Source organism: Corallococcus sp. AB018, assembly GCF_003986945.1.
In the GTDB taxonomy this organism is placed as follows: domain Bacteria; phylum Myxococcota; class Myxococcia; order Myxococcales; family Myxococcaceae; genus Corallococcus; species Corallococcus exiguus.
In genome coordinates, this window is sequence record NZ_RAWR01000044.1 from 22,879 (window position 1) to 49,541 (window position 26,663).

A 26,663-nucleotide genomic window follows, 5' to 3' on the forward strand; every position below is an offset into this window, starting at 1 on the left:
TCTACGCCTCGGATGGTGGGCTCAGAGGAAGTCGCCGATGAACCACGGCAACTGCTCGCTCAGCCTCTGAAGCAGGCCTCGCCGCTTCCAGCCGTGCCAGTGGACCTCCGCCGAGTGCTTGAGGTCCGCCTCGAAGGACTTCGCCAACTCCTCCGCCAGCACCGGGCCCTCCACCATCACCGAGCCCTCGTCGGTGTGGCTGAGCGCCAGCGGATCCAGGTTGGTGGAGCCCACGATGCTCAGCGTGTCGTCCGCGACCAGCGTCTTGGAATGCATCATCGAGATCTCGTACTCGTAGATGCGCACCCCGGCCTCCAGGAGCCTCGCGTAGGACGCCCGCTGCGCGTTGAGCACGGGCTTCACGTCGTGGTAGCGGCCGGGCACCAGCACCCGCACGTCCACGCCCTCGCGCGCCTTGAGGATGAGCATGTCGCTGATGGCTTCCGACGGGATGAAGTACGAGTTGGCGATCCACAGCCGGTGCTTCGCGGACGCGATGGACAGCAGCCACATCTTCGTGGCTTCCGACAGGAAGCGGTGCCCCGTGCTGGCGACGAAGAGGGCCCGCGCGTTGCCCGCGGGCGCGAGCTCCGGGAAGGACTCCGGGGGCAGGAAGGCGCCGCCGGACTCCTGCCAGTTCTGCGCGAAGGCGAGCTGCATGCCTCGCACGACGGGGCCCCGCACCCGCACGTTGGTGTCTCGCCAGGTCTCCGCCGCGTCGCCGTTGCCCAGCCAGCTGCGCCAGATGCCGAAGCCGCCTGTCAACGCGACCTCGCCGTCGCGGATGACCATCTTGCGGTGCATGCGCGCGCGGATCCTCACCGCGTCCAGGGACGTCACCGCGCCCTGATAGGGACGGTAGATGCGCACGTCGCAGCCCGCGTCCGCGAGCACCGGGGCCACGACCTCGAAGTTCACGCTACCCAGCGGATCCACGATGACCCGGCACTGCACTCCAGGGGCCCGCTCTCGCAGCGCGATGAGCAACCGGTCCGACGGGATGCCCGGACGCCAGATGTAGCTGGCGATGTGGATGCTGGAGCGCGCGGCGCGGATCTCCTCCTCGATGGCGTCGAAGACCTGGCCGTTCTGCACCAACTCCACGCCGTTGCCGGACTCCATCGGGATGCCCAGCGTCTGCTCGATGGCGAGCTCCCTCTCCGCCGGGTCCTCCGGCAGCGCGCGCAGGCGCAGGTCCTGTCGGTGGTTCGGGTAGGGACACCCCGCGGTGAGCAGGGCGAGCAGGGCGAGCAGGACCAGCCGCACGGTCCGGAAGCTAGGGCAGCCCCCGCCCTTCCGCATCCGCCGTGTGTCTCCGAGTGGCGGAAGCGCGTGGATGGACACGAACACCGTCCACCCGTCGACGCTTGAGCCCCGTGGCACGAGAGGCCGGTGGTGCCGGACGCGCCGCGTGCGCACTGCTGGGTGCTCACGGCGAACACTCAGGGAGGACGGACACGGCATGGGGCGACAGGGGATGGCACCCGCGTACAGAGCGCTCCTGTGGGTGGGCCTGCTGGGGGCACCGGCCGCGTCCGCCTCGGTGTGGATGCAGGACGTGCCACCCGCGGGAGATGTTTCATCCTCGCCTCGGGATGAGCAGCCGCCCACGACGGACACGCCCGCGCCACAGGCTGGCGACGTCCTCGCGCCTCGCGATGGACCGCGCGAAGCGGATGCGCCCGCGTCCTCCGCTTCGCCGTCGGACCGGCCTCCGTCCTCCGAGCCTGAACCTCCGCCCCCTCCGCTGAGGCCCACCGTCCTGGATGCGCCGTTCCTGGACGCGGATCCTCCACCTCCCGCCGTGCCGCCTCGCCAGCTGCGGCCGTTCATTCCGCATGGCGAGCCCGACACGGAGGCACCTTTGTCCGCCGGCACCTGGGTCGCGCATGGCGGTGTCACGCTGCTGCCCCTGGGCACCGTCTGGGCCGCGACCCGCGTGGGCGGTGACACGCGCCTGGGCGCCTCCGCCGCGGAGGCCGCCGCGGGCACCGTGCTCGCGTCGCTTCCGGGACGCTTCCTCTTCGTTCATCCCTCCTATCCGCAAGGACGGTGGATGGAGCTGGAGGTGGGCGCGTTCGGCGCCGCGATGGTCGTCACGCCTCCCATCGCCGCGCTCGGCACCTGGGGCATGGGCGAAATCGCGTTCGGCGACAGCCAGGATCGCGGCCACGCGTACCTGGGCGCGCTCGGCGGCGCGACCGTGGGAATGCTCCTGGGCATCGCCGCGCATGAAGGCCTGCGCCACCTGGCCGGCTCCAGCGAACGGCTGGACTTCCTGCGCCAGTACCTCGCGTTCTCGCTCATCGGCAGCGGCGCGACGGTGGGCTATCAGTGGAGTCGCACCCCCACTCCCAGGCGTTGACGCATTGTTTCGCCGCATCGGTGTTTCAAATTTCTTCCCGCGTGCGGCGCCTTGGCACCCCGCCCTCCGCGCGTGCGCGCGTACCTGCAATCTCGCCAGTGGCGTTGTCAGCCCCGGTCCCTAGAGTGCTCCGTGCAGCGCCAACACATCGCAGGGAGACGACACCATGCAGGCTCGCAAGCACGTCCGTCGCATCGCCTTCGTCCTCGCCGCCGCCGCCACCGTGATGGGCCTGGGCATCGCCGCCACGCCGTCCTCCGCCGACGCGCAGGACTGCACGCCCCAGTGTTTCAAGAACCCCATCTCCGGGCAGATCACCTGTACGTACCCCTGCCCGTAGTCCCGGGCCGGCCACGACCGTGATGAAAAAAGGCCCCACCCGCTTCATGCCGGGCCGGGGCCTTCTTCCTGCGCGAAGTGCGCGTGCTACTCCGAGCGCATCGCCTCCACGGGGTCCAGCTTCGCCGCGCGCGCCGCCGGGTAGATGCCGAACGCCAGCCCCACCCCGCAGCTCATCACCAGCGACACCACCACGGACCACATGGGGACCTCCGTGGGCAGGTTGATCATCCATCGCGCCAGGTGCGCCAGGCCCACGCCCAGCGCCACGCCCACCGCGCCGCCCACCAGCGACAGCACCACCGCCTCCAGCGCGAACTGCGCGAGGATGCGGTAGCGCTTGGCCCCCAGCGCCTTGCGGATGCCAATCTCCCGCGTCCGCTCCGTCACGGCGACCAGCATGATGTTCAGGATGCCGATGCCTCCCACCAGCAGCGACAGGATGCACACGCCGAAGCTGGCCGCGGACACCGCCGCGGAGAGGCTGTTGAACATCTGCGTGGCGCTCGCATTGTTGTAGAGGAAGAAGTCGTCCGCGTCGGTCGGCTTGAGCCCGTGGCGGCGGCGCATGAGCAGCGTCACTTCATCCTGGGCCCGCTGGAGCACCTCCGGGGACTGCGCCTGGATGCTGATGCGGAAGTCGCGCACGCCGAACATGCCCGCGAACGTGGACAGGGGAATCATGGCCTGGTTGTCCTGGCTGCCGCCGCCCAGGAACCCGCCCCGGCGCTTGAGCGTGCCCACCACCTGGAAGGTGCGGCCCAGGAGGCGGAACTCGCGGTTCAGGGGGTCCAGGCCGGGCCACAGCGTGTCCGCCAGGTCCTGGCCAATCACCGCCACGCGCCGTCCGTCCACGAACTCCGCGTCCGTGAAGGGCCGCCCGGTGGAGAGGCTCACCGAGTTGGTGTTGAAGTACTCCGCAGTGCCGGCCCAGACGTTCACGTTGGGACGCGACTCGCGGTCGGCGGTGGAGGCCTTCTGGCCGCCCTTGGAGTCCTCGCCGGCGGCCTGCGAGATGGAGGGCTGCGTGCGGATGGCGTCCAGGTCCGCGTAGGTGAAGCGCGGCCGGCGCGCGAGCTCCGCGATGGACAGCTCACCCTGGCCGAAGGGCAGCCGCTGCACCTGGAAACAGTCGCTGCCCAGCTCCGACATCTGGTCGTTCACCTGGTTCCGCAGGCCCTCGATGAGGGCCATCATGGACACCACGGTGGTGACGCCGATGACGATGCCCAGCAGCGTGAGGAAGGAGCGCAGGGGGTTGGAGCGGAACGTGCCGAACGCCAGCCGCACCGTGTCCCAGAAAGCCATCCACATGGTCAGGTCTCCCGCTCGCGCCTAGTCGTGGCGGAGCGCTTCCACGGGGTCCAGGTTCGCGGCGCGCGCCGCCGGCCAGATGCCGAACAGCAGGCCCACCACCGCGGAGAAACCCACGCCCAGCACCACCGTCATGGGCTGCACCGCCGCCGCCAGGGGCGTGAGGTAGTTCACCAGCCACGCGAGGCTCATGCCCACCGCGGTGCCCATCGCGCCGCCCACCGCGGACACGCTGGCCGCCTCCATCAGGAACTGGAAGATGATGGTGTTCTTGCGAGCGCCCAGCGCCCGCCTCACGCCAATCTCACGCGTCCGCTCGCGCACGGACACCAGCATGATGTTCATGATGCCGATGCCGCCCACCAGCAGCGTGATGAGCCCGACGCCGGTGGCCGCGCCGTAGAGCGCGCCGGTGAGCTGCGCGTACATGTTGGCCAGCTGATCCGGCCGGTTGATGGCGAAGTCGTCCGGCGCGCCGGGCTTGGTGTTGCGCTCACGGCGCAGCGTCTCCGTGAGCCGGTCCTGCACTCGGGGGACGTTCTCCTGCTGGTCCACCGCGAGCACCAGGGTCACGTCACGCAGGGTGCCGAAGTGCCCCTGGAACGCGGTGTACGGCAGCATCACCACCAGGTCCACGTTCTGCCCCAGCAGCGTGCCTCGCTCCACGATGACACCCGCGACGCGGTAGGGGCGGCGGTCCACGAGGATGCGGTGGCCCACCGGGTTGATGCCCGGGAAGAGCACCTTGCCCACCTCCGCGCCAATCACCACGACGGGGGAGCGGTTGTCCACGTCCGCCTGCGTGAGGAAGCGCCCCTGCCCCATCTCCACGGAGGACGTCATCGCGTAGTCGGGGCTGGTGCCCATGGTCTGCACGGAGGCGAGCTTCCGGCTCTGGAAGGACACCTCCGCGTTGACGAACATCATGGGGGCCACCGCGATGACGTGCTCGGAGGCGGCGCGCATGGGCTCCACCAGGTCCAGCGAGAGCGTCTTGCGGTTGCGGTACGCCCACCAGTCCCCGTTCATCACCCAGGGGAACTTGGACACCTGCAGCGTGTTGGAGCCAATCTTGTTGAGCTGGTCCGCGAAGGAGCTGTTCAACCCCTGGATGATGCCGACGATGGCCAGCAGGGTGCACACGCCCACGCCGATGCCCACCGTGGTGAGCACCGTCCGCAGCCGGTTGGAGCGCAGCGAGGTCAGCGCGATGCGCGCGCCCTCCCACACGTCGACCCGGAAGTTCACGAAACCACCCCTTCACGCATGGAAGCCATGCGGCCCACCGCACCGGGAGGGACCCCGGCGGACGGGCCGCGTCAGGCACTCTACGCCCAGGAGGGCCGCCCATTGCACGCGGCCTTCACCGGACGGCGTTTCACGGCGGGATTTTCCCGTTTCAGGGCAGCACGGTCACCGTGTCACCGGTCAAGCGCACCTTGACGGAGACCTCGTTGGGGAGCGTGTCGGCCTCGTCCACGATGTGGTTCTCGTCCACTCCCACGCGCACCGTGTACTCGCCGTCCGGGGTGTCGGTGACGTCCAGCCACTGGCAGGGCAGGTCCGCGGTGTAGACGTCCGACCAGCCAGGCGAGATGCCCGTGCCCGGGTCGTACCAGCTGTATGGCTCCCCGTCCGCGCAGTACTGGGTGAAGTCGATCATGTAGAAGCCCTGCTTGCGCCCCACCGACGTCGTGTTGCCCGCCGCGTCCTTCAGGTCGTAGCCGGCGAAGTTCGTCAGGTGGTGGTGCTCGTGGCACTCGTCGTAGACGAAGAGGTCCGGGCGCTCCTCGGGTGAGGGCACCACCAGCGGGCCCGTGCCCATGTTCATGATGGAGGTGGTGAAGCGCAGCAGGCGCCGCTCACCGCCCGCGGGCACGCAGCCCTCGCGCACCTCGCAGGAGTCCGCCGTGAAGGAGCGCCGGTCGATGTAGAGCGTGCGGGCGATGACGTCCCGGTCCACCGTGAGGTCCGGCTTGCCGTTCACGGGGTCCACCTGGAGGCCGCACGTCCGCGTGGGAGCCAGAGCGGGCGCGGGCTCCTGCGAGTCCGGCACCGCGCCGCCGCCGAACACCATCACCCGGCCCAAGGCGGACTCGCCGCTGCCTCCCGTGGGCGTGCCCGCGGGCGTGCCGCTGAGTCCCGGGGACACGCCCACCACCAGGTCGTCGTACCCATCCCCGTCCAGGTCGCCCGCGGAGGCCATGCCCAGGTAGTCGGTGCCCATCGACGTCCGGAGGTCGAGCCGGTTGGCGCGCGGCCACGCCCACACCGGCTCCAGCGGGCCAGACACGTTCGCGGTGGGGCGGAAGAGGTACGCGCGGCCCACGGCGCCGATGGCGAAGTCGTGGCCCGTGTTGCCCTCCACCATGGAGCCCACGGAGACGACGGTCTTGTTGAAGGTGACGTAGGCCTGTCCGAAGAGGGGGAAGGCCGCGTCGTCCATCGGCTGCCAGGTGACCTGCGGCGCATAGCCCTGGCCCGCGGCGTCGGACAGGTGCAGGCGCTGGCTGCCGTCCAGCAGCAGGAGCGCCTCCGCGCGGCCGTCCCCATTCAAGTCGGGCAGCGCGGAGAACAGCTCGGCCTGGCCCGTCCACACGGGCTGCGCGGTGAGTGGCCCTTCACAGACGTGAGCGCTGCCCGCCTTGCACCCCAGGAAGAGCTCCACCTTGAAGTCGTCGTGGGTCACGGCCAGGTCCTTGACCCCGTCCCCGTCGACATCCCCCGCGGGGTTGGGGACACCGGTCAGCTTGCGCACGGCGGTGAAAGCGCCCTCCGGTGCTCCCGGCGTCGCCCGGTACACGGTGAGCTCCCCGTCGAGCGTGGAGACGGCGAGCTCGTCCTTCCCGTCCCCGTCCAGGTCCAGCAGCCGCGCGCCGCTGAAGCGCAGGGTGGCGGAGTCCGGCGCACGGAACACCGGCTGGGCCAGCACCTGGGACAGGTCCGGCCCGCCCTTGAAGACGCTGACGCCGAAGGCGGTGGCGACGAGCACGTCCGCGTACGCGTCCCCGTCGATGTCGCCCGTGGTCACCGTCATCCGGCTGCTGGAGGCGCGGGGGCTGGGGTGCACCCACGTCAGCGTCGTCGTGACGGGCGTCTTCGAGAAGTCGCGCGCCTCGCCCGCGTACACCATCACGCGGCCAGGGTCCGTCTGGGTGCCCGAGCAGGGCGCGGACGTCACCAGCAGGTCCTTGCGCCCATCCCCGTTGAGGTCGCCCACCGCCACGGTGCGGCCGAAGCATTCCCTGGGGTTCGCGCCGTCACCGGTCACCTGCCAACGCGGCGTTTCGGAGAGGGTGGGGCCCGCGTCCGGCGTGCCCGCATCCGGCTGGGGTTTCGGATCATCCTTGCAGCCCGTCAGGACCCAAAGCCCCACCACCGCGCAGGACCGCGCGAATCGCATCCGCATCGTGTCGTTCTCCCCGGAATGAACCGGCCGGCATTGCACCGGCCCCATCCCCAGGAGTCCCTTCGCGGTGAAACGATGCGCGCGGCCCGCCCTTTCGCTTCAGGGCAGCACGGTCACGGTGTCCCCCTTCAGGCGCACCTTGACGGTGGCCTCGTTGGGGAGCGCGTCGAGCTCGTCGATGATGTGGTTCTCATCCACGCCCACCCGCACGGTGTAGTCGCCGTCCGGGGTGTCTGTGACATCCAGCCACTGGCAGGCGGTGTCCGCCGTGTAGACGTCCGACCAGCCCGGCGAGATGCCCGTGCCCGGGTCGTACCAGGCGAACGCGGTGCCGTCCGCGCAGTACTGCGTGAAGTCCACCATGTAGAAGCCCTGCTTGCGCCCCACGGACAGGGAGTTGCCGGAGGCGTCCTTGAGGTCGTAGCCGGCGAAGTTCACCAGGTGGTCGTGCTGGTGGCACTCGTCGTAGACGAAGAGGTCCGGCCGCTCCTCCGGCGAGGGCACCACCGCGGGCGCGGTGCCCAGGTTCACGATGGAGGTGGTGAAGCGCAGCAGGCGCCGCTCGCCGCCCGCGGGCACGCAGCCTTCACGCACCTCGCAGGAGTCCGCCGCGAAGGAGCGCCGCTCGATGTAGAGCGTGCGGGCGATGACGTCCTGGTCCACGGTGAGGTCCGGCTTGCCGTTCACCGGATCCACCCGGAGGTTGCACATCTTCGCGGGTATCAGCAGGGGCGCGGACTCCTCCGAGTGCCCCTCCACTCCGCCACCGAACACCACCACCCGGCCCGGGGCGCGCGTGCCGTCGTTCTCCTGCGACAGGCCCACCACCAGGTCGTCGAAGCCATCTCCGTCCAGGTCTCCAGGGCTGGCCACGCTGGGGACGGTGAAGCCCAGCATCGTCTGGGGCAGGAGGCGGTTGGCGCGCGGCCACGCCCACACCGGCGTCAGCGGACCGGACACGTTCTCCTGGGGGCGGAAGAGGTATACGCGCCCCAGTGAGGCGAACACGAAGTCGTGGCCCCTGCTCGCCACCGACATGGAGCCCACCGAGAGGCTCTGGGCGGCCACGCTGGGGAAGGCCGGGTCGTCCATCAACGTCCACACGGGCGTGGCGGAGTAGCCCTGGACGGAGGCGTCGGACAGGTGCAGGCGCACGCTGCCCCGGAGCCCCGCGAGCATCTCCGGACGGCCGTCTCCGTTCAGGTCCGGAATCCCTCTCACGCTCTGCGCCGTGCCCTTCCACACCGGCTGCGTGGTGAGCGGTCCATCACAGACACGCGAGCTGTCCGCCTTGCAGCCCAGGAAGAGGCCCTGGCTGTTCTCCTCGTCGTACAGGGGGATGAGCAGGTCCTGGGCGCCGTCCCCGTCCGTGTCTCCCGCGGGCTGCGCGTAGCCGGACAGCACGCGCACGTTGGTGAAGGGGCCCTCCTTCCCTCCGGGCGTCGCGCGATAGATCGTGGTGCTCCCGGTGAAGGTGGAGACGATGAGGTCGTCCAGCCCGTCGCCATCCACGTCCAGCAGCCGCCCGATGGCGAAGCGCGTGGTCGACGAGTCCGGCACGCGGAACAGCGGCTGGGCGAACACCTGGGACAGGTCCGGTCCGCCCTTGTACACGCTGACGCCGTAGTAGCTCTTCACCACCACGTCCGCGTACGCGTCCCCGTCGACGTCGCCCGTGCCCACCGTCATCTGGTAACCCGACGTGCGCGGGCTGGGATGCACCCACGACAGCGTGGAGGTGACGGGTGTCTGGGAGAAGTAGGACGCCTGCCCCGAGTACACCATCACGCGGCCAGGGTTCGTGGGGCCGCTGGTGCACGGCGGTGAAATCACCACCAGGTCCTGGCGGCCGTCACCGTCGAGGTCCCCCAGCGCCACGCCACGGCCGAAGCACTCCTTCGCGTCGAGGCCATCGCCTTCCACCTGCCAGCGTGGCGTTTCGGAGAGGGTGGGCCCGGCGGTGCCGGCATCGTCTTGAGAGCCCGCGTCCGGGACACCCGCGTCGGGCTGGGGCTTGGGGTCGTCCTTGCAACCCGCCGTCAGGAACATCACCACGGCGCAGGCCAGCGCTCCACGGGTCCGCATGTTCACTCCTGGGCAGGACGCGCTCACGCCCCCAGCGCATCCGATGTCCGGCATGAAGGGGTGCGCAGGATAGAGCGGCGCGCTCCGTTCCCCGAAAGGCCCTTGCTGAATGAACGGTGCTTCCGACACCTGCCCGACGGCGCATTGCCTTCCGGACGGAGAGCAGCCGGGCAGGCGGACGTGGCCAGCCCCCGACGCCGTCCCCAGATTCGCGCGAATGCACGCGCCCTGAGTGCGTGCCCGAGCCATGGCCGACACCGCCGCCGACACCGCCCTGGACTCCCGCGCTGCTCCGGCCTCCGAGCGGTTCAGCCGTTCACAGAAGGCCTTCACGCTGGCGGGAGCGCTGCTGGGGCTGCTGCTGGCGGCGTTGGACCAGACCATCGTGGCCACGGCGGGCCCTACCATCCAGGCGGACCTGCACATCGCGCCGGAGCATTACCCGTGGCTCACCACCGCGTACCTGGTGGCCTCCACGATGATGGTGCCCGTGTGGGGCAAGCTGTCCGACCTGATGGGCCGCCGCGCGGTGCTGGTGGCGGGCATCGCCGTGTTCCTTACCGGCAGCTTCCTGTGTGGCGCGGCCCGCTCCACGCTCGTGCTCATCCTCTGTCGCGCGGTGCAGGGGCTGGGTAGCGCGGCGCTCTTCACCGGTTCGCTGGCGGTGGTGGCGGACCTGTTCCCGCCGCGCGACCGGGGCAAGTACCAGGGCCTGTTCGGCGCGGTGTTCGGCCTGTCCAGCGTCATTGGCCCGCTGGCCGGCGGCTTCATCACCGACTCGCTGGGCTGGCACTGGGTGTTCTTCATCAACCTGCCGGTGGGCGCGCTCGCGCTCGCGCTCATCTTCCTGCGCATGCCGCCGCTCAAGCCGGAGGGCGTGCACGGCGGGAAGCTGGACCTGTTGGGCGCGGTGGCGCTGGCGGTGGGCGTGGTGCCGCTGCTGCTCGCGCTCAGCCTGGGCCATGGCGCGGCGACACCCCGGGCGGGCGGGTTCCCGTGGGGCTCCGCGCCCATCCTGGGATTGTTCGCGCTGTCGGCGGTGGGGCTGGGGCTCTTCGTGTGGCGGGAGCGCCGTGCGAAGGAGCCGCTCCTGGAACCGTCTCTGTTCCGCCTGCGCGCGTTCTCCGCGGGCAACGCGGCGGTGTTCACCATTGGCGCGGTGTTCCTGGCGTCCGTCACCTTCCTGCCGCTGTTCATGGTGAACGTGGTGGGGCTGTCCGCGACGCACTCCGGGCTGACGCTGACGCCGCTGACGCTGGGCGTGGTGGCGGGCAATGTCCTGTCCGGGCAGCTGGTTTCCCGGATGGGCCGCTACAAGGCGCTGATGGTGGGGGCGCTGCTGTTCCTCATGGGCGGCTTCGCGGTGATGGGCTTCACGCTGACGCCCGACTCCACCCAGGCCGAGGTCACGGTGAAGATGGTGCTGGTGGGCTTGGGCCTGGGCCCGTCCATCCCGCTCTACACCGTGGCCGTGCAGAACTCCGTGCCGCCCCAGCGCATTGGCGTGGCCACGTCCGCGACGACGTTCTTCCGGCAGCTGGGCATGACGGTGGGCGTGGCGCTCCTGGGCTCCGTGTTCGCGGGCACGCTGGGCCGGGAGATGCACGCGCGCACGCAGCAGGCCACGAGCGGACTGCCTCCGGACGTGCGGCAGGAATTGCACGCGTCCGCGCCGGCGAGCCTGGGCGGAGGAGAAGGCGCGCCGCAGGGCCAGCGGTTCCAGCCGGAGCAGGTGAAGGCGAGGCTGCGGGAGGGTTTCGCCGAGGAGCGGCGGCAGGCCCTGCAAGAAGGGCCCGAAGCCCGCGCGCGAGTGGACGCGGACGAGGCCCGCGCGCTGTCCACCGTGGACCGCGTGGACCGCGCGATGAAGGAGTCCTTCACCCGCGCGACGATGGCCGTGTACCGCGTCGCCATCTTCGTCGCGCTGGCGGCCCTGCTCGTTACACTGTTGCTGCCGGAGCTGCCGCTTCGCCGGGGCGGACCGCGCAAGGCCCCGGCGGAGGCGTAGCAGCGGCCTACTTCTTCGGCGGCGGCGGCGTGTCCGACTCCGGCGCGGTGGGACGCACGAGCGTGCCCGGCGACTCCGCCAGCGCGTACGCCATCCACGTCACCGCGGCGGTGCTGCGCGACAGGTCCTGGGGGTCCACCTTGTCCAGCGTGTCCGCCATGGAGTGGTGCACGTCGAAGTAGCGGCTGCTGTCCACCCGCACGCCCACGAAGGGCACGTGCGCGGGCTCCATCGGGCTCAGGTCCGCGCCCGTCGCGTGCCCCACCAGGAACTGCGCGGCGCCCAGTCCCTCCAACGGCGCCAGCCACGGACGCATCAGCGCCTCACCGCCCGGCCCCGCGTGCAGGCTCACGCCCAGGGGCCGCCCGCCGCCCGCGTCCATTTCGATCGCGGCCACGTGCTTGGGCAGCTCCTTCGCGTGCTTCTCCGCGTACGCGCGGCCGCCGCGCAGCCCGTTCTCCTCATTCATGAACAGCACCACGCGCACCGTGCGCCGGGGCGCCTGGGGCAGCTTCGCGATGAGCCGCGCGGCCTCCATCACCATCACCACGCCCGCGCCGTCGTCGTGCGCGCCCGTGCCCACGTCCCACGAGTCCAGGTGCGCGCCCAGGAGCACCACCTCGTCCGGCTTCTCGCGGCCCCGCACCTCCGCCACCACGTTGGACGAGTCCGCGTCCGGCAGATCCGAGCACCCCAGCACCAGCCGCACCTTCACCGCTCCGCCCTGGAGCATCCGGTGCAACGTGAGCGCGTCCTCCACCGACACCGCCGCCGCGGGCAGGCGCGGGCCGCCTTCGTCGAAGCGCGTGGAGCCCGTGTGCGGCGTGCGCAGCGACGCCGTGGCCAGCGAGCGCACCAGCGCGGCCACCGCGCCCTGCTTCGCCGCCGCCGCCGGACCCCGGCCTCGCAGCCCCGCGAAGCGGCCGTAGTCCGCCGCCTCCGACATGGTGTGGTTGAAGAACACGATGCGGCCCTTCACCTTGTCACCCAGCGCCGCCAGCTCCTCCAGCGAGCTCACCTCCACCACCTCCGCGGTGATGCCCTCCGGCGGCGTGGGCGCGCTGCCGCCCAGGGCCAGCAGCGCCAGCGGCAGTCCGCGCGTGCGCTCGGAGGCCAGGATTTCGCCGTGCTCCTCGCCCCGCACCCAGCGAGGCACCTTCACCGGCTCCTTCCACGCCTTCACCCCATCCGCCTGGAAGCTGCGCAGGGCCCACTGCACCGCGGCCTCCGCGGACTCGGAGCCCGACAGGCGCGGCCCGATGCCATCCGTCAGCTCCGCCAGCCGCGCGTACGCATGGCCTTCCGCGAGCGCGGGACCCACCAGCTTCGCCGCCGTGGCCTGCTGCGCGGCGCTCAGCTTCGTCACGGCCGGGGGCGTGGCCTTCACCGACGACGTGGCCGGGGACTTCGGCGCGGGCTCCTGGGAGGGCGCGGTCGCCGTGTTCTGGGGGGAAGGCGATGCCGAGGTGAGCAGCTGCAGGGCCAGCGAGACGGGCAGGACGAAGGTGGACGTGGACACTCGAATCCTCGAGGGGACCTGATGAGTGAGGAGGGGCGGGGTGGAAGTCCCAGGGGCCACCGCGCGCCGAGAGGGGGAACGCGGCGCGCGGGGCTCAACTGGGACGTCACGCACCGGTTCCGCGGTTGGGGAACGCGAGGCCCGGTACATACGCCATCTTCCAAGAAGAAGAGGACGTGCGTGCATTCTTTAAAGAAATTCCCGGCAGCGTCAAGGCGGGAAGTGAGCATTGCGACCCGCGGGTGATGTGAGTGTTCACGACTCTCCGCAACGCGGGACGTCCCATGGCTCGCATTTGCCCTGGGTAACCCGTGACGTCTTCCCGCTTCTGGAGGCCCAGGACACGCCGCCGCGCGCTGTATTCCCCAGGGTTCAGGACGACCTGACGCCCTGGCTGCCCTGCGTCAAGGCGACGGGAAAAAGGGGCTCGCGCGCCGGCACGAGGGACTGGCGACGCGCCTTCGGGCGTTCACCTGGAACAGCCGGGCGCGGACGCCGTCACCGGGGAGGTGTTCCGGTTCCGGAGGAATGCCTCCTTCGGAATTCTCCGTTGCCCCCTCCGGAGGACCCGGGCGACAGTGCCGCGGCCGGAGGTCGTCCCCCCGACCCACGGTCCCCCGCTCATGATCGTGCCCCTTTCCGAAACGGAACAGGCCCTGAGGGCCGAGGTCGAACGTCTGCGATTCCGCCTGCGCGCCGCGGGCCTGGATGACGGCGCTGGCACGGTCCCCGGCGTCCCAGCGCCCCCTGGAGGGAACGCCGACGCGCGCGTGAGGCAGGAACAGCTGCGGCTGGCCCAGGAGGCGGGCGGCATTGGCGTGTTCACGCTGGACATCGCCACCAACCAGCTGACGGTGACGCCGGAGTTCTGCCGGCTGTACGGCGTGCCGGTCTCGGACATGCTGCCCGCATCGGTCATCGAGGCGCTCGTGCTGGAGGAGGACCGGCACCACGTGTCCAACGCGCGCACGCGCTCCTCGGGGCGGGTCACGCCGTCGGTGGAGTACCGCATCCGCCGTCATGACACCGGGGCCGTGCGGTGGATCCACCGGCGCGCGTCGCTGGTGTACGACGCGGCCGGCAAGCCGGTGCAGTTGGTGGGCATCACCCAGGACATCACCGAGCGCCACCAGGCCGACGATGCCTTGCGCGAGGCGAACGAGCGCGTGCAATTGGCGCTGAACGCCGAGGCAATGATTGGCACCTGGGTGTGGGACGTGCCCGACAACCGCGTCGTCGCGGACGAGCGCTTCGCGCACTCCTTCTCACTGGACCCCGTGCAGGCGCGCGAAGGTCTGCCCATCTCCCAGTTCGTGGCCGCCATCCACCCGGAGGACCGGCCCCGGGTGGAAGCGCTCATCGCCCGCGTGCTGGAGACGGGCGGTGCGTACCGCTCCGAGTACCGCGTGCTCCGCGCCGACGGCGCGCACCGGTGGGTGGAGGCCAGCGGCCACTGCCACCTTTCCGCGCAGGGCGCGCCGCTGCGCTTTCCCGGCGTGCTGGTGGACATCGACGCGCGCAAGCGGGCGGAGCTGCGGCAGACGGCGCTGCTGGAGATGGCGGACCGGCTGCGCGAGGCCTCGTCCCCGGACGCCGCCGCGAAGCTGGCCATGGAGGTGGTGGGGCGGATGCTGGACGTGCCGCGCGCGGGCTACGGCACGGTGGACGCGGCGCACGCGCTGGTGCTGATGCACCCGAACTGGGTGGCCTCGCCGGACGTGGCCCGCGTGGAGGGCGTGCACCGCTTCCACGACTACGGCGTGTTCCTGGAAGACCTCCTGAAGGGCGAGGTGGTGACCATCCCGGACGTGCGGAAGGACCCGCGCACGGCGCCCCATGCGGCCACGCTGGAGCAGGTAGGCATCCGGGCACTGTTCAACATCCCGCTGCTGGAGCACGGCCGGTTCGTGGCGGTGCTGTTCCTGCACGACGTGCAGCCGCGCACGTGGACCGCGGAGGAGATCGAGCTGTCACGCAACGTCGCCGACCGCGTGTGGGCGACGCTGTCCAGGCTCAAGGCGCTGTCGGACCTGAAGCGGGCCAACGAGACGCTGGAGCAGCGCGTGGCGCAGCGCACCCGGGAGCGGGACCGCGTGTGGAACGTGTCCCAGGACCTGCTGGTGGTGGGGAGCCTGTCGGAGGGGAAGTTCCTCAGCGTCAACCCGGCCTGGACGCAGATGCTGGGGTGGACGGAGGAGGAGCTGCTGGGCCGCACGTCGGAGTGGCTGGAGCGCCCGGGTGACTACTCGCGGACGCGCTCCGAGGTGCACCGCCTGGAGGGAGGTCAGCCCACGCTGAACTTCGAGAGCTCCTACCGGTGCAAGCACGGCGGTTACCGGCGCATCTCCTGGACGGCGGTGCCGGTGCCGGAGGACGGCGTGCTGTACGCCAGCGGGCGCGACGTCACCGAGCAGCGGCAGACGGAGGAGCAGCTGCGGCAGGCGCAGAAGATGGAGGCGGTGGGGAAGCTCACGGGCGGCGTGGCGCACGACTTCAACAACCTGCTCCAGGTGGTGGGCGGCAACCTGCAACTGCTCCAGCGAGATGTCGCGGGCAACGAGCGGGGCTTGAATCGGGTTCGGTCAGCGCTGGGCGCGGTGGAGCGCGGGGCCCGGCTGTCCGGGCAGTTGCTGGCGTTCTCGCGGCGGCAGCCGCTGGAGCCTCGCTCGTTGAGCCTGGGCCGGCTGGTGCGGGGCATGGACGACCTGTTGCGCCGCGCGCTGGGCGAGGACGTGGAGGTGGAGACGGTCATCGGCGGCGGGCTGTGGAACACGATGGCGGATCCGCACCAACTGGAGAACGTCATCCTCAACCTGGCCATCAACGCGCGCGACGCGATGGGGGGCGCCGGGAAGCTGACGCTGGAGTTGAGCAACGCGGCGCTGGACGACCACTACGCGCAGGCGCACCCGGAGGTGATGGCCGGGGCGTACGTGCTGCTGGCGGTGTCGGACACGGGCGGGGGCATGTCGCAGGAGGTGATGGAGCGCGCGTTCGAGCCCTTCTTCACCACGAAGCCGGAGGGCCGGGGCACGGGCCTGGGGCTGAGCATGGTGTACGGCTTCGTGAAGCAGTCCGGCGGGCACGTGAAGATCTACAGCGAGCTGGGTCACGGCACGACGGTGAAGGTGTACCTGCCGCGCGCCTTCCAGCCGGAGGCTCCGGTGACGGAGGTGGTGACGGGGCCCGTGGAGGGCGGGAAGGAGACCATCCTCGCGGTGGAGGACGACGCGGAGGTCCGCGCCACGGTGGTGGAGCTGCTGACGGAGCTGGGCTACCGGGTGTTGCGCGCGGTGGACGGCCAGAGCGCGCTGTCCATCCTGAAGAGCGGCGTGGCGGTGGACCTGCTCTTCACGGACGTGGTGATGCCGGGGCCGGTGCGCAGTCCGGAGCTGGCGCGGCAGGCGAAGTCGCTGCAGCCGGACATCGAGGTGCTCTTCACGTCCGGCTACACGGAGAACGCCATCGTGCACGGCGGCCGGCTGGACCCGGGCGTGAGCCTCTTGTCCAAGCCGTACCGGCGCGAGGACCTGGCGCGCAAGGTGCGGGCGCTGCTGGACCAGCGGCAGCAACGGATGGCGACGCCGAAGCTCCAGTGGCCGGAGGTGCCGCGCCCCGGGGAAACGTCGGCGACGCTGGAGGCCGCGCGACGGATGCGCGTCCTGCTGGTGGAGGACGACGAGGACATCCGCGCGTCCGCCGGCGAGTTGCTGGGGCTGCTGGGCCACGCGGTGATGTCGGTGGCGAGCGCGGAGGAGGCGCGGGTGGCGCTGGCGGCGGAGCGGTTCGACGTGCTCTTCACGGACGTGACGCTGCCGGGCATGTCCGGCGTGGACCTGGCGCGCGAGGTGGCGCTGCGCAAGCCCGCCATGCGCATCATCATCGCGTCTGGCCATGGCCGCGCGGCGCTGGATGGGGATCCGCAGCAGTGGCTGGGCGTGGTGGTGCTGCCCAAGCCCTACGCGCTGCCGCAGATACAGCAGGCCCTGGCGCAGGTGGCCGCGACGGCCCGCTGAGAGGTCAGCCGCGCTGGCGCTCCAGGAAGGCCAGCAGGCCTTCCGTGTTGCGGCGCTCGTGGTCGTCCAGGGACGGCAGGTACTCGCGGACCTCCGCGAGCATGGCCTCCGCGGCGGGCAGGTCCTCGGGAGAGACCTTGAACGCCCACTGCCAGTACTCCGCGGCCGTGTACGAGTACATCCGGGTGTCCACCGGATGCTTCAGGTAGGCGCGCAGGGCGCCTCGCACGACCCGCGGGGTCTGCCCCCAATGAGCGGCACAGAAGAAGGCGGTCTTGGCGATGAAGCGGAGAAGCGAAGCTGACGGAACCCGTCCCGCATGTCGCCGCTCCACCTGCTTGAGGCCCGCGCGGAACCGAGGCCAGTCCCTGGACGCGAGGGCACTCACGTCCGCCACATCATCGATGAAGGCACTCCAGGCCGGAGCCCTAAAGGGCGGATCCTGGAACGCTTTCTTCATTATCGCGGGCATTCCAATGCCTTCCCGTTCCAGCTGTAAACGGCGTCAGGCCAGAACCCGTTGGCCATGCAATAGGACCGACACGAGTCACAACGGCTCTCTCCCTCCACCCGTCCTGGCTTGCGCTCCCCGCCTGCATCGACACAGCGAATGTAGTCCTGGGTGCAGGTCTCCCTGACCTTTTCCTTCTCCGACTTCTCCAGTTCCTTATCCGCTCCAGGAGGAGGCAACGGGTTCGGCTTCCAGGGCCGGGGCGGCTTCATCACCTCCACCTGCTCGCACGCCGCCGCCGAGCCGTTCTTGCATTGGCAATCCACCGTGCTGACGCAGCCCGGTCCAGGCCCCGGGCCAAGGGACTGCCGGAACTGTCGCGGGCCACCTGCGCAGCCCGCGACAGCTCCACAAAACAACAGCACGAGTCCTAATCGCAGACCTGCTCCGTGGCGTGCGTGGTGGCGCGGGGGCTCCAGCCCTCGTTGCCGTCCTTCTCGAAGTAGAACTTCGCGCGCGTGCGCTGCCGCGTGCCCACTTCATTCAGCGTGTTCGCGTCGTACAGCCGGCCGTTCACCATCGTGTAGCGCACCGTACGGCTGTTGGAGATGTCCTCCAGGGGGTTCTTGTCCAACACCACCAGGTCCGCCAGCTTCCCCACCTCCAGCGAGCCCAGGTCCTTGTCCATGCCCAGGTGGCGCGCGCCGTTGATCGTGCCCGCGCGCAAGGCCTGCATCGGCGACATGCCGCCCTGCACGAACATCGCCAGCTCCCAGTGCGCCGCCAGGCCTTCACGCTGACCGTGCGCGCCCAGTTGCACGCTCACGCCCAGGTCGTTCAGCTCCTTCGCCGCGCGGGCCACGTTCTGGTGGTTGAACTCCTCGTCAGGAATCATCACGCGGCGCCGTGAGCGCCCGTCCACCACGCGCCGGGGCACGAACGACAACAGGCGCGTGTCCTCCCAGACGTTCGTCTTCTGGTACCAGTAGTTCTCCCCCATGAGCCCGCCGTAGGCCACGCCCAGCGTCGGCGTGTAGTCCACCTGCGTGCCCTTCCAGAGCTGGCGCACGTCGTCGTAGATGCGCGACACCGGCAGCGAATGCTCCAGCCCCGTGTGCCCATCCACCACCATGGTCAGGTTGTGCTGGAGCAGCGATCCGCCCTCGGGCACCACCAGCATGTCCAGCTCGCGCGCCGCCTGGAGGATCTTCTGCCGCTGGTCGCGCCGGGGCTGGTTGTAGCTCTTCACGCTGAACGCCCCCAACGCCTTCATCCGCCGCAGGTGACGGCGCGCGTCGTCCAGCGTGTCGATTTCGACGTGCGCGTCCGCGCTCGCCGCCCCGTACAGGATGGTGCCCGTGGAGAAGATGCGCGGCGACGTCAGCATCCCCGCCTTGCCCAGCTCACTCGCGGCGAAGATGGTCTCCGAGTGGTTGGACGGGTCGTGCAGCGTCGTCACCCCGAACGCCACCGACGCCGCCTGCACCCAGCTCTGCTCCGGCATCAACCCGTCCACGCCCATGGACCCGTGCCAGTGCACGTCCACCAGGCCCGGCATCAGCGTCTTGCCCTTCACGTCCACCACCTTCGCCGCCGCGGGCACGTTCACCTTCCCTACCGGGCCCAGCGCCACGATGCGGTTGCCCTTCACCACCACCACGCCCTCCTCCACCACCTGCTCGCCCTTCATGGTGACGATCCGCCCGCCCACCAGCGCCAGCATCCCCTCCGGCACGTCCGACTTCGCGGAGAACGCCACGTCCACCCCGTCCGCCTCCGGCGGCGGCAGCGTCTTGGGCGCGCCGTCCATGAACGTGAATGCGTCCTTCAGCGCCCGCGTGTAGAGCTTGGACCCCAGCGCCCAGTGCAGGGACAGCCGCGCGTCCGAGCCGGACCAGTGCAGGTATTCGCCCGCGTCACGGCTCACCTGCGTCACCGGCATCGCCTTGGTGGACGGCCCCACCCGCGCCTCCTTCGCGCCGCGCACGAAGGGCGTCACGTAGGCGTTGAAGTCCTCGCGGAAGGCCACCCACTTGTCGTCCGGAGACACGCGCATCTCCAGCGCGCCACCGCTGGTCAGGTGCGTGCGCGGCTCATCCCCGTCCAGCCCGATGCTGCGCAGCGTGCGCACGTCCTCCACGTCCTTGGACTCCACGTGCAGGAAGTACACGCGGTCCGACTTCGCGCCGAAGTGCGGCTGCTCCCCGTCCCGCGTCAGCTTGCGCGCCACGCCTCCACCGGTGGACGGCACCACGAACAGCCCCGTCTCCCGGCTCCACGTGCCCGGCATCAGGTAGCCGTCGCCCGTCGTCCGGTACACCACCCACCTACCGTCCGGGCTCATCGCGGGCTCCACGTAGAAGCCCGGCTGCGTCGTCACCACGCGGCCCTCGCCGCCCGTCACCGACACCACGCGCACCGCGCCCAGCGCATCGTCGTCCCACGTCGTGTAGACGATGGAGCGCCCGTCCCGCGAGAACGACGGATAGAACTCCAGGTGCTCGTTCTGCCGCGTCAGCCGCCGCGGTGTCCCCGACGGCAGCTCCTTCACGTAAAGCTTGCCCAGCGCCTGGTACACCAGCCTCTTGCCATCCGGTGACACCTGCATCCAGCGCAGCATCTTCACGTCGAAGCGGTCCGGCGCCACGGCGCGCGTGCCCTTCACCGCCGCGAACACCGTGCGTGTCCCCTTCACGTGGAAGGGGATGGGCGACACCTTCTTCGTCGCCACGTCGATGCGGTGCAGCTTCCCGCCCGCCCAGAACACCAGCGACTTGTTGTCCGGCGTCCACGCCATCACCGGAGACACGCCGTGGATGGCCCACGTCTCCTGCATGTCCCGGTCGAGCCCGTCATGCAGCGGCCGCTCCGCCCCGGACTTCACGTCCGTCACGTACAGCACGCTCTTGCCGCGCACCCTCCGCACGAACGCCAGCTGCTTGCCGTCCGGCGACGGCGTGGGCCGGATGGAGCCACCCGGGCCGGTGACGAAGGGCTCCACCTCCTTCGCGTCCAGGTCCAGCCGCTGGATGGCGTAGAGTTCCTTGTTCGGATCCTTGTCGTACTCGAAGGACTTCCCCGGCGTGACGTCCTGGCTGAAGTAGACGTAGCGGCCGTCCGGGGAGAACACGGGCTCGCCCAGGTCCTTCTGGTCGTTGGCGCGTTCGGTGAGCTTCACGCCTTCGCCGCCCGCGCGGTGGAACATCCACACCTCGCCCGCGCCCAGCGAGCGTCGGCCGGTGAAGTGCTTGCGCGCCACCAGGAACTGGCCGTCCGGACTCCACGCCGGGCTGTTGAGCAGGCGGAACTTCTCCTGCGTCACCGCGCGCGGGTTCTTGCCGTCGCGGTCCATCACCCAGATGTTGTCCCCGCCGCCCCGGTCGCTGGTGAACGCGATGGACTTCCCGTCCGGGCTGTAGCGCGGCTGCATGTCCCACGCGGCGCCGGACGTCAGCGCGCGGGCCTCGCCGCCCGCGATGGGCAGCGCGTAGATGTCTCCCAGCAGGTCGAAGAGGAGTTCGTCTCCGCGCGGGCTCACGTCCACGTTCATCCACGTGCCCTCGCGCACGTCGATGGGCACCTGCGTGCTGGCCACGCCCGGGGGCGCGTCCACCTTCCACTCCTCCTTCTTCGCGTCCGGCTGCTCCGTCGTGGCGACGGGGGCCAGGGTGCCGCCGTCGCCCTCGCTCGCCCGGGCGGCTTCGCGCGCGGTGTCCTTGGGCGCGGGCGGCTTGGGCGGTTCCCGCGGAGGCGCTTCACCCTGCCCTGGAGGTGCGGGCTCGGGTGCACTCGCGGGCCGGGGCAGGGGCTGCGCCGCCAGGAGCAGACCTGGGACGAGCAGTGCGAAGCAGAGGGCGGAGAGAGGTCGGTTCACCGGAAGTGTCCTCGGGGAAGACGCGGGGCGCGGCATCCTGCCAGGATGCGTGGGCTGTCAGGGCGCCCGTGAACTCGCGGACGGGCAGGCGTGTTCCTGGGCGCGGCGTGCCGCGGTGCGTTCCCCCGGCGCGGTCCGAATCTGCTACTGCATCCAGCCCATGTCGGACTTCAGTCTTTCCACGGACCCGGCGGAGCGGCGCGAGGCGCTCTCCGTCCTGTTCACCGAGGCGGTGCCCCACAACCATGCGCTCGGGCTGCGGCTGGAAGCGGTGGGGCCCACGGACGCGACGGTGGTGATGCCCTACGCGGATGTGCTCGTCGGCAACCCGGAGACGGGGGTGGTGGCGGGCGGCGCGGTGACCACGCTCATCGACGCGGCGAGCGGCGCGGCGGTGATGGCGGCGCTGGGCGCGTTCGCGGCCATCGTCACGCTGGACCTGCGAATCGACTACCTGCGCCCCGCGCGCCCGGGCCTGCCGCTGACCGCGCAGGCCGAGTGCTACAAGGTCACCCGCATGGTCGCCTTCGTGCGCGCGCTGGTGCACCAGGGCGACCCTGCGACGCCGGTGGCCTCGTCGCAGGGCACCTTCATGCGGGTGGAGAGCTGATGAGCACGCCTTCGCTTCCCCTCGCGGACCTGGTGCGACAGGTGCGCCAGTCGCGCGAGTACCACCGCCTCACGGACGCCATCCCCTACACGCGCTTCGTGGGCATTGGCGTGGAGAACCTGGCCGGCGAGATGCTCTGCCGCATGCGCTACGCGCCGCACCTCATCGGCAACAGCATCCTGCCCGCGCTGCACGGCGGCACGCTGGGGGCGCTGCTGGAATCGAGCGCCATCTTCGAGCTGCTGCTCAAGACAGACACCGAGCGCGTGCCCAAGGTCATCTCCACCACGGTGGACTTCCTGCGCTCGGGCAAGGCGCAGGACACCTTCGCGCGAGCATTCATCACGCGACAGGGACGCCGCGTGGCCAACGTGCGCGTGGAGGCCTGGCAGGACGACCGCACGCGGCCCATCGCCAGCTCGCACGCGCTGTTCCTGCTGTCGGAGCCGTGAGGCTCCGGAGCTTCGGGGGGCGCTAGCCGTCCACCACGATGCGGTACGTGCGGCGTTTGCCGTCACTGCCCCAGATGATGAGCGTGGTCGTCCCCTTCGCCAGCGCGGAGACCTCCACGCCGTCCTTCCCGGTGGTCTTCACGTCCGCGACGGACGGGTCGCCCAGCGCCACGCGGCTCATTCCCTGCACCGTCAGCACCTGCTTCGCGCCCTTCTTCAGGGTGAGCGTCTCGTCCGCGGGAGGAAGCTCCTTCGAGTCCCCAGCGCGAGCAGCGGGCTCCTTCGCCCCCGCGGGCAGGGCGCTGAGCAGCAGGGTTCCCAACGTCAGGGCCACGAAGCGTGAAGCCATGAATGCAACCTCCGGGTGACTCCGGCGGAGTCCGGAGCTGCCCCAATGTCCCATGCGCTGGCATCCGACGTCTCCTGAGAGCCCCCCGCGATGCGCGCACTGACGTTGTTACAGCGTGGTTCCCATTTCTACAGGGTTCAGGCCGGGTCCTTCAGCGGACAGCGTGCACGGGGACACGGTGGATTGCCTTGGGGTCCGCCGGGTGGAGGACAGGGTTTCCAGCCTGGGGGCGCGGTGGGGGCACGGCAGTGAACGCGAGCGCACGTCACGGGAGCGCGGCACGTCGCCTGCTAGCTCACGGGAGCGACACCGACGCGGAGACCCCCATGAGCGAGCGCGAGTCGATGAAGCTACGGGATTTGAAGGAAGCCGCCCATGCGCTGTACCAGCGGGGGAGGTATGCGCAGTGCGTGGAAACGTACGCGCAGCTCGCGAAGATGCTCCCGCGCGACGCGAATGTGCGCGTCCGGCTGGCGGAGGCCTGCCGCCGCGCGGGGCAGAAGGAGCAAGCGATTGCCGCGTACCGTAAAGCCGCCCGGGTGCTGTTGTCGTTGGGTTGCGAGTCCCGCGCAAGGGGTGCGCTGAAGGCCGCGCTGGAGTTGGATCCGCGCGACGCGGCGTTGCAGCAGGAGTTGGCGCGGATGGGTCAGGGCGCGGTGACTCCGACGGCACTGGAGGACGAGGAGCTCTACCGTTTCGACCGGCTGCCGCCGACGCCGCCGCCCGGACGGATGCGCAGCGTGCCGCCGTCCTTCGTGCGCAACGACGCGCAGAATCCGGACGCACCGAGGGCTCTCCCGGTGGCGCCGTCCGTCACGCCGGTGAACGTCCATGGGACACCGAGCGTGATGCAGGGACCGGGACGGCAGGCGGTGCTGCCCCATCCGCGTCCTGCCATGCCGACCGTGACGCCCGCGCTGGATTCAGCGACGACGACGAGGTCCCGTTCCATGGCGCAGGTGGCGGCGGGTGCGCCGGAGGCCGTGACGCTGCCGAAGGTCATCGTGTCGATGTTCGCCTTCGGGGATCCACCGGCGGAGGGGGCCGAGCAGCCGGGAGGGAATACGCCTCCGTGCATCACGCCGGTGATGGTGAGCAAGAGCGTGCCCAAGAAGGCACGGCCAGCCGTGCCGCCGTCCACGGTGAATCCTGTTCCGGCACCGGAGCGCCCCACGGTGAAGGTCCTCGCGCTGAAGAACCGCGCGCCCGGGGCCCCACCAACGAAGCCTCCGTCCGCGGTGATGCCCTACAAGCCGGAGATGCGCCGCCTGGCGCCGAACGTGGTGGCCCTGCGCGTGTCGCCACAGGCACGCTGGGTCATCATCCGCTCGGAGAGCGACCTTGAAGTGAGCCGTTCCGAGGTGCTTCCCGGGGAGCCAGCCGCCGCGCATTGAGGTGGTGTGAGGAGTGACAAGGTCTTTGCAGCCAGCCCGCCTTCGTGGTTGAGCCGTTGCTCCGACTCACCATCCCGAAGGAGTCTGGTGATGACGCTGGAGGAACTGGTCGAACAGGTCGCGAAGCACGTCGCCGCCCAGACCGACGCCATCTGGAAAGGGGACGCGAAGACCGGAAACAAGCACGCCAGGAAGTACAACGCGGCGATCGATCAACTCCTGGCCCACGGTGATGCCGGACGGGATGCGCTCCTCGTGTTGTTCAAGCATGAGCGCATGGACGTACGGGTGACGGCCGCTGCGACCCTGCTCCGCTACCGGACGGCTGAAGCCAAGGCCGTCCTGGAGGAAGCCGCCAAGGGCCAGGGCCTCGTTCCCTTCGAAGCCTCGATCGTATTGAAGCACTGGAAGGAAGGCACCTGGTCCCTGGACCCCGGATAGCCGTCCCCACAACGCACCGTGGCGCCCTCCCCTCTTCAGGGAAGGACGCCCGGATGCTCCACCCCGTTCAGGGACCGTCCTACATGGACACGGACTTCGCCGGGTCGATGAGGCTCTGGAGCGGGTTCGTCGCTTCCGCGGTCTCCTGCCCCACGTCCGGCTCGTAGGCGCGGACCTGCGCCTCGCAGTGGTTGCTCTTCCGGTTCTGGTGGCAGTGCCGGATGCCGTACACGTGATGGCACCCGCATGGATCCACGCGCTTCTTGGCGCACAGCGACGGATTGAACACCGGAGCCGCGGTCATCTCCACCGGCCCCGCCTGCAACGACACCGCCAGCACCATCCCCGTCAAAAACCCCATCGCCCACCCCCTTGATGCACGCTGCAGAAATGGGAATGCCGATCCTCCGCCGCAACCCCCGGGCTTGTCTGAATGCCGCTCCGTGCACTCCCGGCCGTTCCCTCCGTCCACCCCAGGGGATTTCCCCTCGGCGAACGCCAGGCAGGCAGCCAATCGTGTGTCCGGAAACCGGCACCGTCAGGGATGATGGAGGGCTTCGTCCCTGCCGCGGGTTCACCCACCTGGGGGATTCACCATGAGCTGGAAGCAACACCTGGAAAAGGTCTCCGAGGGCCACTACGTCCTGCCGCGCACCAAGACCATGCGCGTGCACGCGGATCTGTTCCTCTCCGACAAGCTCCTCTGGGGGGAGGAAGGCAACCCGGAAGCCCCCCCGCTGGAAGACGCCGTCTTCGATCAGGTCGTCAACGCCGCCACCTTCCCCGGCGTCACCCGCGTCGCCGTCACGCCCGACTGTCACGTGGGCTACGGCGTCCCCATCGGCACCATCGTGGAGACGGACGGCGTCCTGCTGCCCACCGCCGCCGGCTACGACATCGGCTGCGGCATGGTGCAGTTGCAGACCTCCCTCACCGTGGAGGACGTCGCCGACCCCGCGAAGCGCCGCCAGTGGATCGACGAGGTGACCGACCGCATCGCCGTGGGCGTGGGCGCCACCCGGGCACGCAAGCAGCGCAAGCTCAGCGAGCCCACCCTCAAGGAAGTCCTGCGCCACGGCGCCAAGGCCCTGGGCCGAAGCCGCTCCGTCACCGAGCGCGACTTCATCCCCGTGGAGGACACCGGCGTTTCCATCCCCGAGCGCGCCTATGACAAGCGCGGACAGCTGGGCAGCCTGGGCGGCGGCAACCACTTCACCGAGATGCAGGTGGATGAGACGGGCCGCGTCTGGGTGATGCTCCACACCGGCAGCCGGGGCTTCGGCTGGAACATCGCCAAGCACTTCTTCGTGGCGGGCGCCGCGCAGCTGGGCCTCAAGAGCCGCAGCGAGGACTTCGTCTGGCTGGACGCGGACAGCGCCCTGGGCCGCAGCTACTGGAACCTGCACAACATGGCGGCCAACTTCGCCGTGGCCAACCGGTTGCTCATCGGCGAGGCCGTGTGCGGGGCGATCGAGGACGTGTTCGGCGGCACCGCGAACATCTACTACGAGATCAGCCACAACCTCATCCAGCGCGAGGGCGGCAGGTTCGTCGCACGCAAGGGCGCCACGCGGGCCTTCCCTGCCGGACATCCGGCCCTCAAGGGGACGACGTGGGAGGCCACCGGGCACCCCATCCTCATCCCGGGCTCCATGGAGACGGGCAGCGCCATCCTCTTCGCGGAGCCGGGGGCGGAGAAGTCCATCTACTCGGTGAACCACGGCTCCGGCCGGCGGCTGTCACGCTCCGCCGCGCGCCGGCAGCTCCAGCAGGAGGAGACGGACCGGCGCATGGCGGAGGCCGGCATCCTGCTCAACACCCGCACCACGCCGCTGGACGAGTCCGGGCCCTGCTACAAGAACCTGGACGACGTGCTGGAGACGGTGGAGCAGGCAGGACTCGCCCGGGTGGCCCACCGCCTCAAGCCGGTGGCCTGCATCAAGGGCGCGGACTGACGGGATATCCCGAGAAGGGGGACTCGTGGGGGAGGCCGGGCGGCGGTAGACTGGGCCTCCGCCTGGAGCCCCACCCATGCCC

Annotated in this window: 19 protein-coding genes; 9 read left to right on the forward strand and 10 right to left on the reverse strand. The window is 70.3% G+C overall.

The genetic code is table 11. The features are described from left to right. Window positions 1–21: 21 nt before the first annotated feature. Window positions 22–1,266 carry a phosphatidylserine/phosphatidylglycerophosphate/cardiolipin synthase family protein gene (locus D7Y11_RS11970; protein ID WP_121752986.1) on the reverse strand — a complete coding sequence of 415 codons (1,245 nt, stop codon included), beginning with the start codon at window positions 1,264–1,266 and terminating at the stop codon, window positions 22–24. 196 nt (window positions 1,267–1,462) lie between these two features. Here D7Y11_RS11970 and D7Y11_RS11975 point away from each other — a divergent pair, with 196 nt between their 5' ends. Together D7Y11_RS11975 and D7Y11_RS43800 are read left to right on the forward strand one after the other, a co-directional pair. Further along, window positions 1,463–2,365, forward strand: a complete 903-nt coding sequence (locus tag D7Y11_RS11975; protein WP_126933752.1) for a hypothetical protein — start codon at window positions 1,463–1,465, stop codon at window positions 2,363–2,365. A 166-nt stretch (window positions 2,366–2,531) separates the two neighbouring features. Next, complete coding sequence (locus tag D7Y11_RS43800) at window positions 2,532–2,705, forward strand: hypothetical protein (protein WP_167548584.1); 174 nt, start codon at window positions 2,532–2,534, stop codon at window positions 2,703–2,705. Window positions 2,706–2,791: 86 nt separating this feature from the next. Here the strand turns inward: D7Y11_RS43800 and D7Y11_RS11980 are convergent, their stop codons facing one another. The 4 genes from D7Y11_RS11980 to D7Y11_RS11995 form a co-directional block, all read right to left on the reverse strand. Beyond that, window positions 2,792–4,018 (reverse strand): ABC transporter permease, encoded by a 1,227-nt coding sequence (locus D7Y11_RS11980; protein ID WP_120596320.1) that lies wholly within the window; start codon window positions 4,016–4,018, stop codon window positions 2,792–2,794. Between the two features lie 21 nt (window positions 4,019–4,039). Next, window positions 4,040–5,266 (reverse strand): ABC transporter permease, encoded by a 1,227-nt coding sequence (locus tag D7Y11_RS11985; protein ID WP_120575816.1) that lies wholly within the window; start codon window positions 5,264–5,266, stop codon window positions 4,040–4,042. A gap of 151 nt (window positions 5,267–5,417) precedes the next feature. Next, the gene (locus D7Y11_RS11990) at window positions 5,418–7,427 is read right to left on the reverse strand and encodes a lysyl oxidase family protein (protein WP_126933753.1); all 2,010 of its coding nucleotides are present in this window, start codon (window positions 7,425–7,427) and stop codon (window positions 5,418–5,420) included. Between the two features lie 99 nt (window positions 7,428–7,526). Next, a complete protein-coding gene (locus D7Y11_RS11995) occupies window positions 7,527–9,512 on the reverse strand; it encodes a lysyl oxidase family protein (protein ID WP_126933754.1) in 1,986 nt (661 codons plus the stop codon). A 247-nt stretch (window positions 9,513–9,759) separates the two neighbouring features. Here D7Y11_RS11995 and D7Y11_RS12000 point away from each other — a divergent pair, with 247 nt between their 5' ends. Then, window positions 9,760–11,520: an MDR family MFS transporter gene (locus tag D7Y11_RS12000; protein ID WP_126933755.1), complete on the forward strand. Its 1,761-nt coding sequence runs from the start codon at window positions 9,760–9,762 to the stop codon at window positions 11,518–11,520. A gap of 7 nt (window positions 11,521–11,527) precedes the next feature. Here the strand turns inward: D7Y11_RS12000 and D7Y11_RS12005 are convergent, their stop codons facing one another. Further along, window positions 11,528–13,039, reverse strand: coding sequence for a M20/M25/M40 family metallo-hydrolase (locus D7Y11_RS12005; RefSeq protein WP_126933756.1), 1,512 nt, complete (start codon window positions 13,037–13,039; stop codon window positions 11,528–11,530). A gap of 623 nt (window positions 13,040–13,662) precedes the next feature. Between D7Y11_RS12005 and D7Y11_RS12010 the strand changes: the two genes are divergently transcribed. Beyond that, window positions 13,663–17,055, forward strand: coding sequence for a PAS domain-containing protein (locus D7Y11_RS12010; protein WP_126933757.1), 3,393 nt, complete (start codon window positions 13,663–13,665; stop codon window positions 17,053–17,055). Between the two features lie 4 nt (window positions 17,056–17,059). Here D7Y11_RS12010 and D7Y11_RS12015 read toward each other — a convergent pair whose 3' ends face one another. Both D7Y11_RS12015 and D7Y11_RS12020 read right to left on the reverse strand, forming a co-directional pair. Continuing rightward, the gene (locus D7Y11_RS12015; RefSeq protein ID WP_126933758.1) at window positions 17,060–17,284 is read right to left on the reverse strand and encodes a hypothetical protein; all 225 of its coding nucleotides are present in this window, start codon (window positions 17,282–17,284) and stop codon (window positions 17,060–17,062) included. 652 nt (window positions 17,285–17,936) lie between these two features. Continuing rightward, window positions 17,937–21,380, reverse strand: a complete 3,444-nt coding sequence (locus D7Y11_RS12020; protein WP_126933759.1) for an amidohydrolase family protein — start codon at window positions 21,378–21,380, stop codon at window positions 17,937–17,939. Window positions 21,381–21,495: 115 nt separating this feature from the next. On the opposite strand from D7Y11_RS12020, the gene D7Y11_RS12025 reads away from it, so the two are divergent. Together D7Y11_RS12025 and D7Y11_RS12030 are read left to right on the forward strand one after the other, a co-directional pair. Continuing rightward, window positions 21,496–21,990 (forward strand): PaaI family thioesterase, encoded by a 495-nt coding sequence (locus D7Y11_RS12025; RefSeq protein WP_233596765.1) that lies wholly within the window; start codon window positions 21,496–21,498, stop codon window positions 21,988–21,990. After that, a complete protein-coding gene (locus D7Y11_RS12030; RefSeq protein WP_120575824.1) occupies window positions 21,990–22,442 on the forward strand; it encodes a PaaI family thioesterase in 453 nt (150 codons plus the stop codon). Before D7Y11_RS12025 ends, D7Y11_RS12030 begins: the two co-directional genes overlap by 1 nt. Before the next feature lie 22 nt (window positions 22,443–22,464). Here the strand turns inward: D7Y11_RS12030 and D7Y11_RS12035 are convergent, their stop codons facing one another. Further along, on the reverse strand, window positions 22,465–22,791 hold the full coding sequence (locus tag D7Y11_RS12035; RefSeq protein ID WP_158620770.1) for a pilus assembly protein N-terminal domain-containing protein: 327 nt from the start codon (window positions 22,789–22,791) through the stop codon (window positions 22,465–22,467). A gap of 2 nt (window positions 22,792–22,793) precedes the next feature. On the opposite strand from D7Y11_RS12035, the gene D7Y11_RS12040 reads away from it, so the two are divergent. Continuing rightward, window positions 22,794–24,185: a BTAD domain-containing putative transcriptional regulator gene (locus tag D7Y11_RS12040; protein ID WP_126933760.1), complete on the forward strand. Its 1,392-nt coding sequence runs from the start codon at window positions 22,794–22,796 to the stop codon at window positions 24,183–24,185. Between the two features lie 90 nt (window positions 24,186–24,275). Further along, window positions 24,276–24,626 carry a DUF2019 domain-containing protein gene (locus D7Y11_RS12045; protein WP_120575827.1) on the forward strand — a complete coding sequence of 117 codons (351 nt, stop codon included), beginning with the start codon at window positions 24,276–24,278 and terminating at the stop codon, window positions 24,624–24,626. Between the two features lie 79 nt (window positions 24,627–24,705). Here the strand turns inward: D7Y11_RS12045 and D7Y11_RS12050 are convergent, their stop codons facing one another. Further along, complete coding sequence (locus tag D7Y11_RS12050) at window positions 24,706–24,987, reverse strand: hypothetical protein (RefSeq protein WP_120575828.1); 282 nt, start codon at window positions 24,985–24,987, stop codon at window positions 24,706–24,708. A gap of 235 nt (window positions 24,988–25,222) precedes the next feature. Here D7Y11_RS12050 and D7Y11_RS12055 point away from each other — a divergent pair, with 235 nt between their 5' ends. Further along, on the forward strand, window positions 25,223–26,581 hold the full coding sequence (locus D7Y11_RS12055; protein WP_126933761.1) for an RtcB family protein: 1,359 nt from the start codon (window positions 25,223–25,225) through the stop codon (window positions 26,579–26,581). Window positions 26,582–26,663: the final 82 nt, after the last annotated feature.

Bases quoted from the DNA above. Each gene is read 5' to 3' on its own strand.
- D7Y11_RS11975 (WP_126933752.1), top strand. From the start codon at position 1,463: ATGGGGCGACAGGGGATGGCACCCGCGTACAGAGCGCTCCTGTGGGTG.
- D7Y11_RS43800 (WP_167548584.1), top strand. From the start codon at position 2,532: ATGCAGGCTCGCAAGCACGTCCGTCGCATCGCCTTCGTCCTCGCCGCC.
- D7Y11_RS11980 (WP_120596320.1), bottom strand. From the start codon at position 4,018: ATGTGGATGGCTTTCTGGGACACGGTGCGGCTGGCGTTCGGCACGTTC.
- D7Y11_RS11990 (WP_126933753.1), bottom strand. From the start codon at position 7,427: ATGCGGATGCGATTCGCGCGGTCCTGCGCGGTGGTGGGGCTTTGGGTC.
- D7Y11_RS11995 (WP_126933754.1), bottom strand. From the start codon at position 9,512: ATGCGGACCCGTGGAGCGCTGGCCTGCGCCGTGGTGATGTTCCTGACG.
- D7Y11_RS12000 (WP_126933755.1), top strand. From the start codon at position 9,760: ATGGCCGACACCGCCGCCGACACCGCCCTGGACTCCCGCGCTGCTCCG.
- D7Y11_RS12010 (WP_126933757.1), top strand. From the start codon at position 13,663: ATGATCGTGCCCCTTTCCGAAACGGAACAGGCCCTGAGGGCCGAGGTC.
- D7Y11_RS12030 (WP_120575824.1), top strand. From the start codon at position 21,990: ATGAGCACGCCTTCGCTTCCCCTCGCGGACCTGGTGCGACAGGTGCGC.
- D7Y11_RS12035 (WP_158620770.1), bottom strand. From the start codon at position 22,791: ATGGCTTCACGCTTCGTGGCCCTGACGTTGGGAACCCTGCTGCTCAGC.
- D7Y11_RS12040 (WP_126933760.1), top strand. From the start codon at position 22,794: ATGCAACCTCCGGGTGACTCCGGCGGAGTCCGGAGCTGCCCCAATGTC.
- D7Y11_RS12045 (WP_120575827.1), top strand. From the start codon at position 24,276: ATGACGCTGGAGGAACTGGTCGAACAGGTCGCGAAGCACGTCGCCGCC.
- D7Y11_RS12050 (WP_120575828.1), bottom strand. From the start codon at position 24,987: ATGGGGTTTTTGACGGGGATGGTGCTGGCGGTGTCGTTGCAGGCGGGG.
- D7Y11_RS12055 (WP_126933761.1), top strand. From the start codon at position 25,223: ATGAGCTGGAAGCAACACCTGGAAAAGGTCTCCGAGGGCCACTACGTC.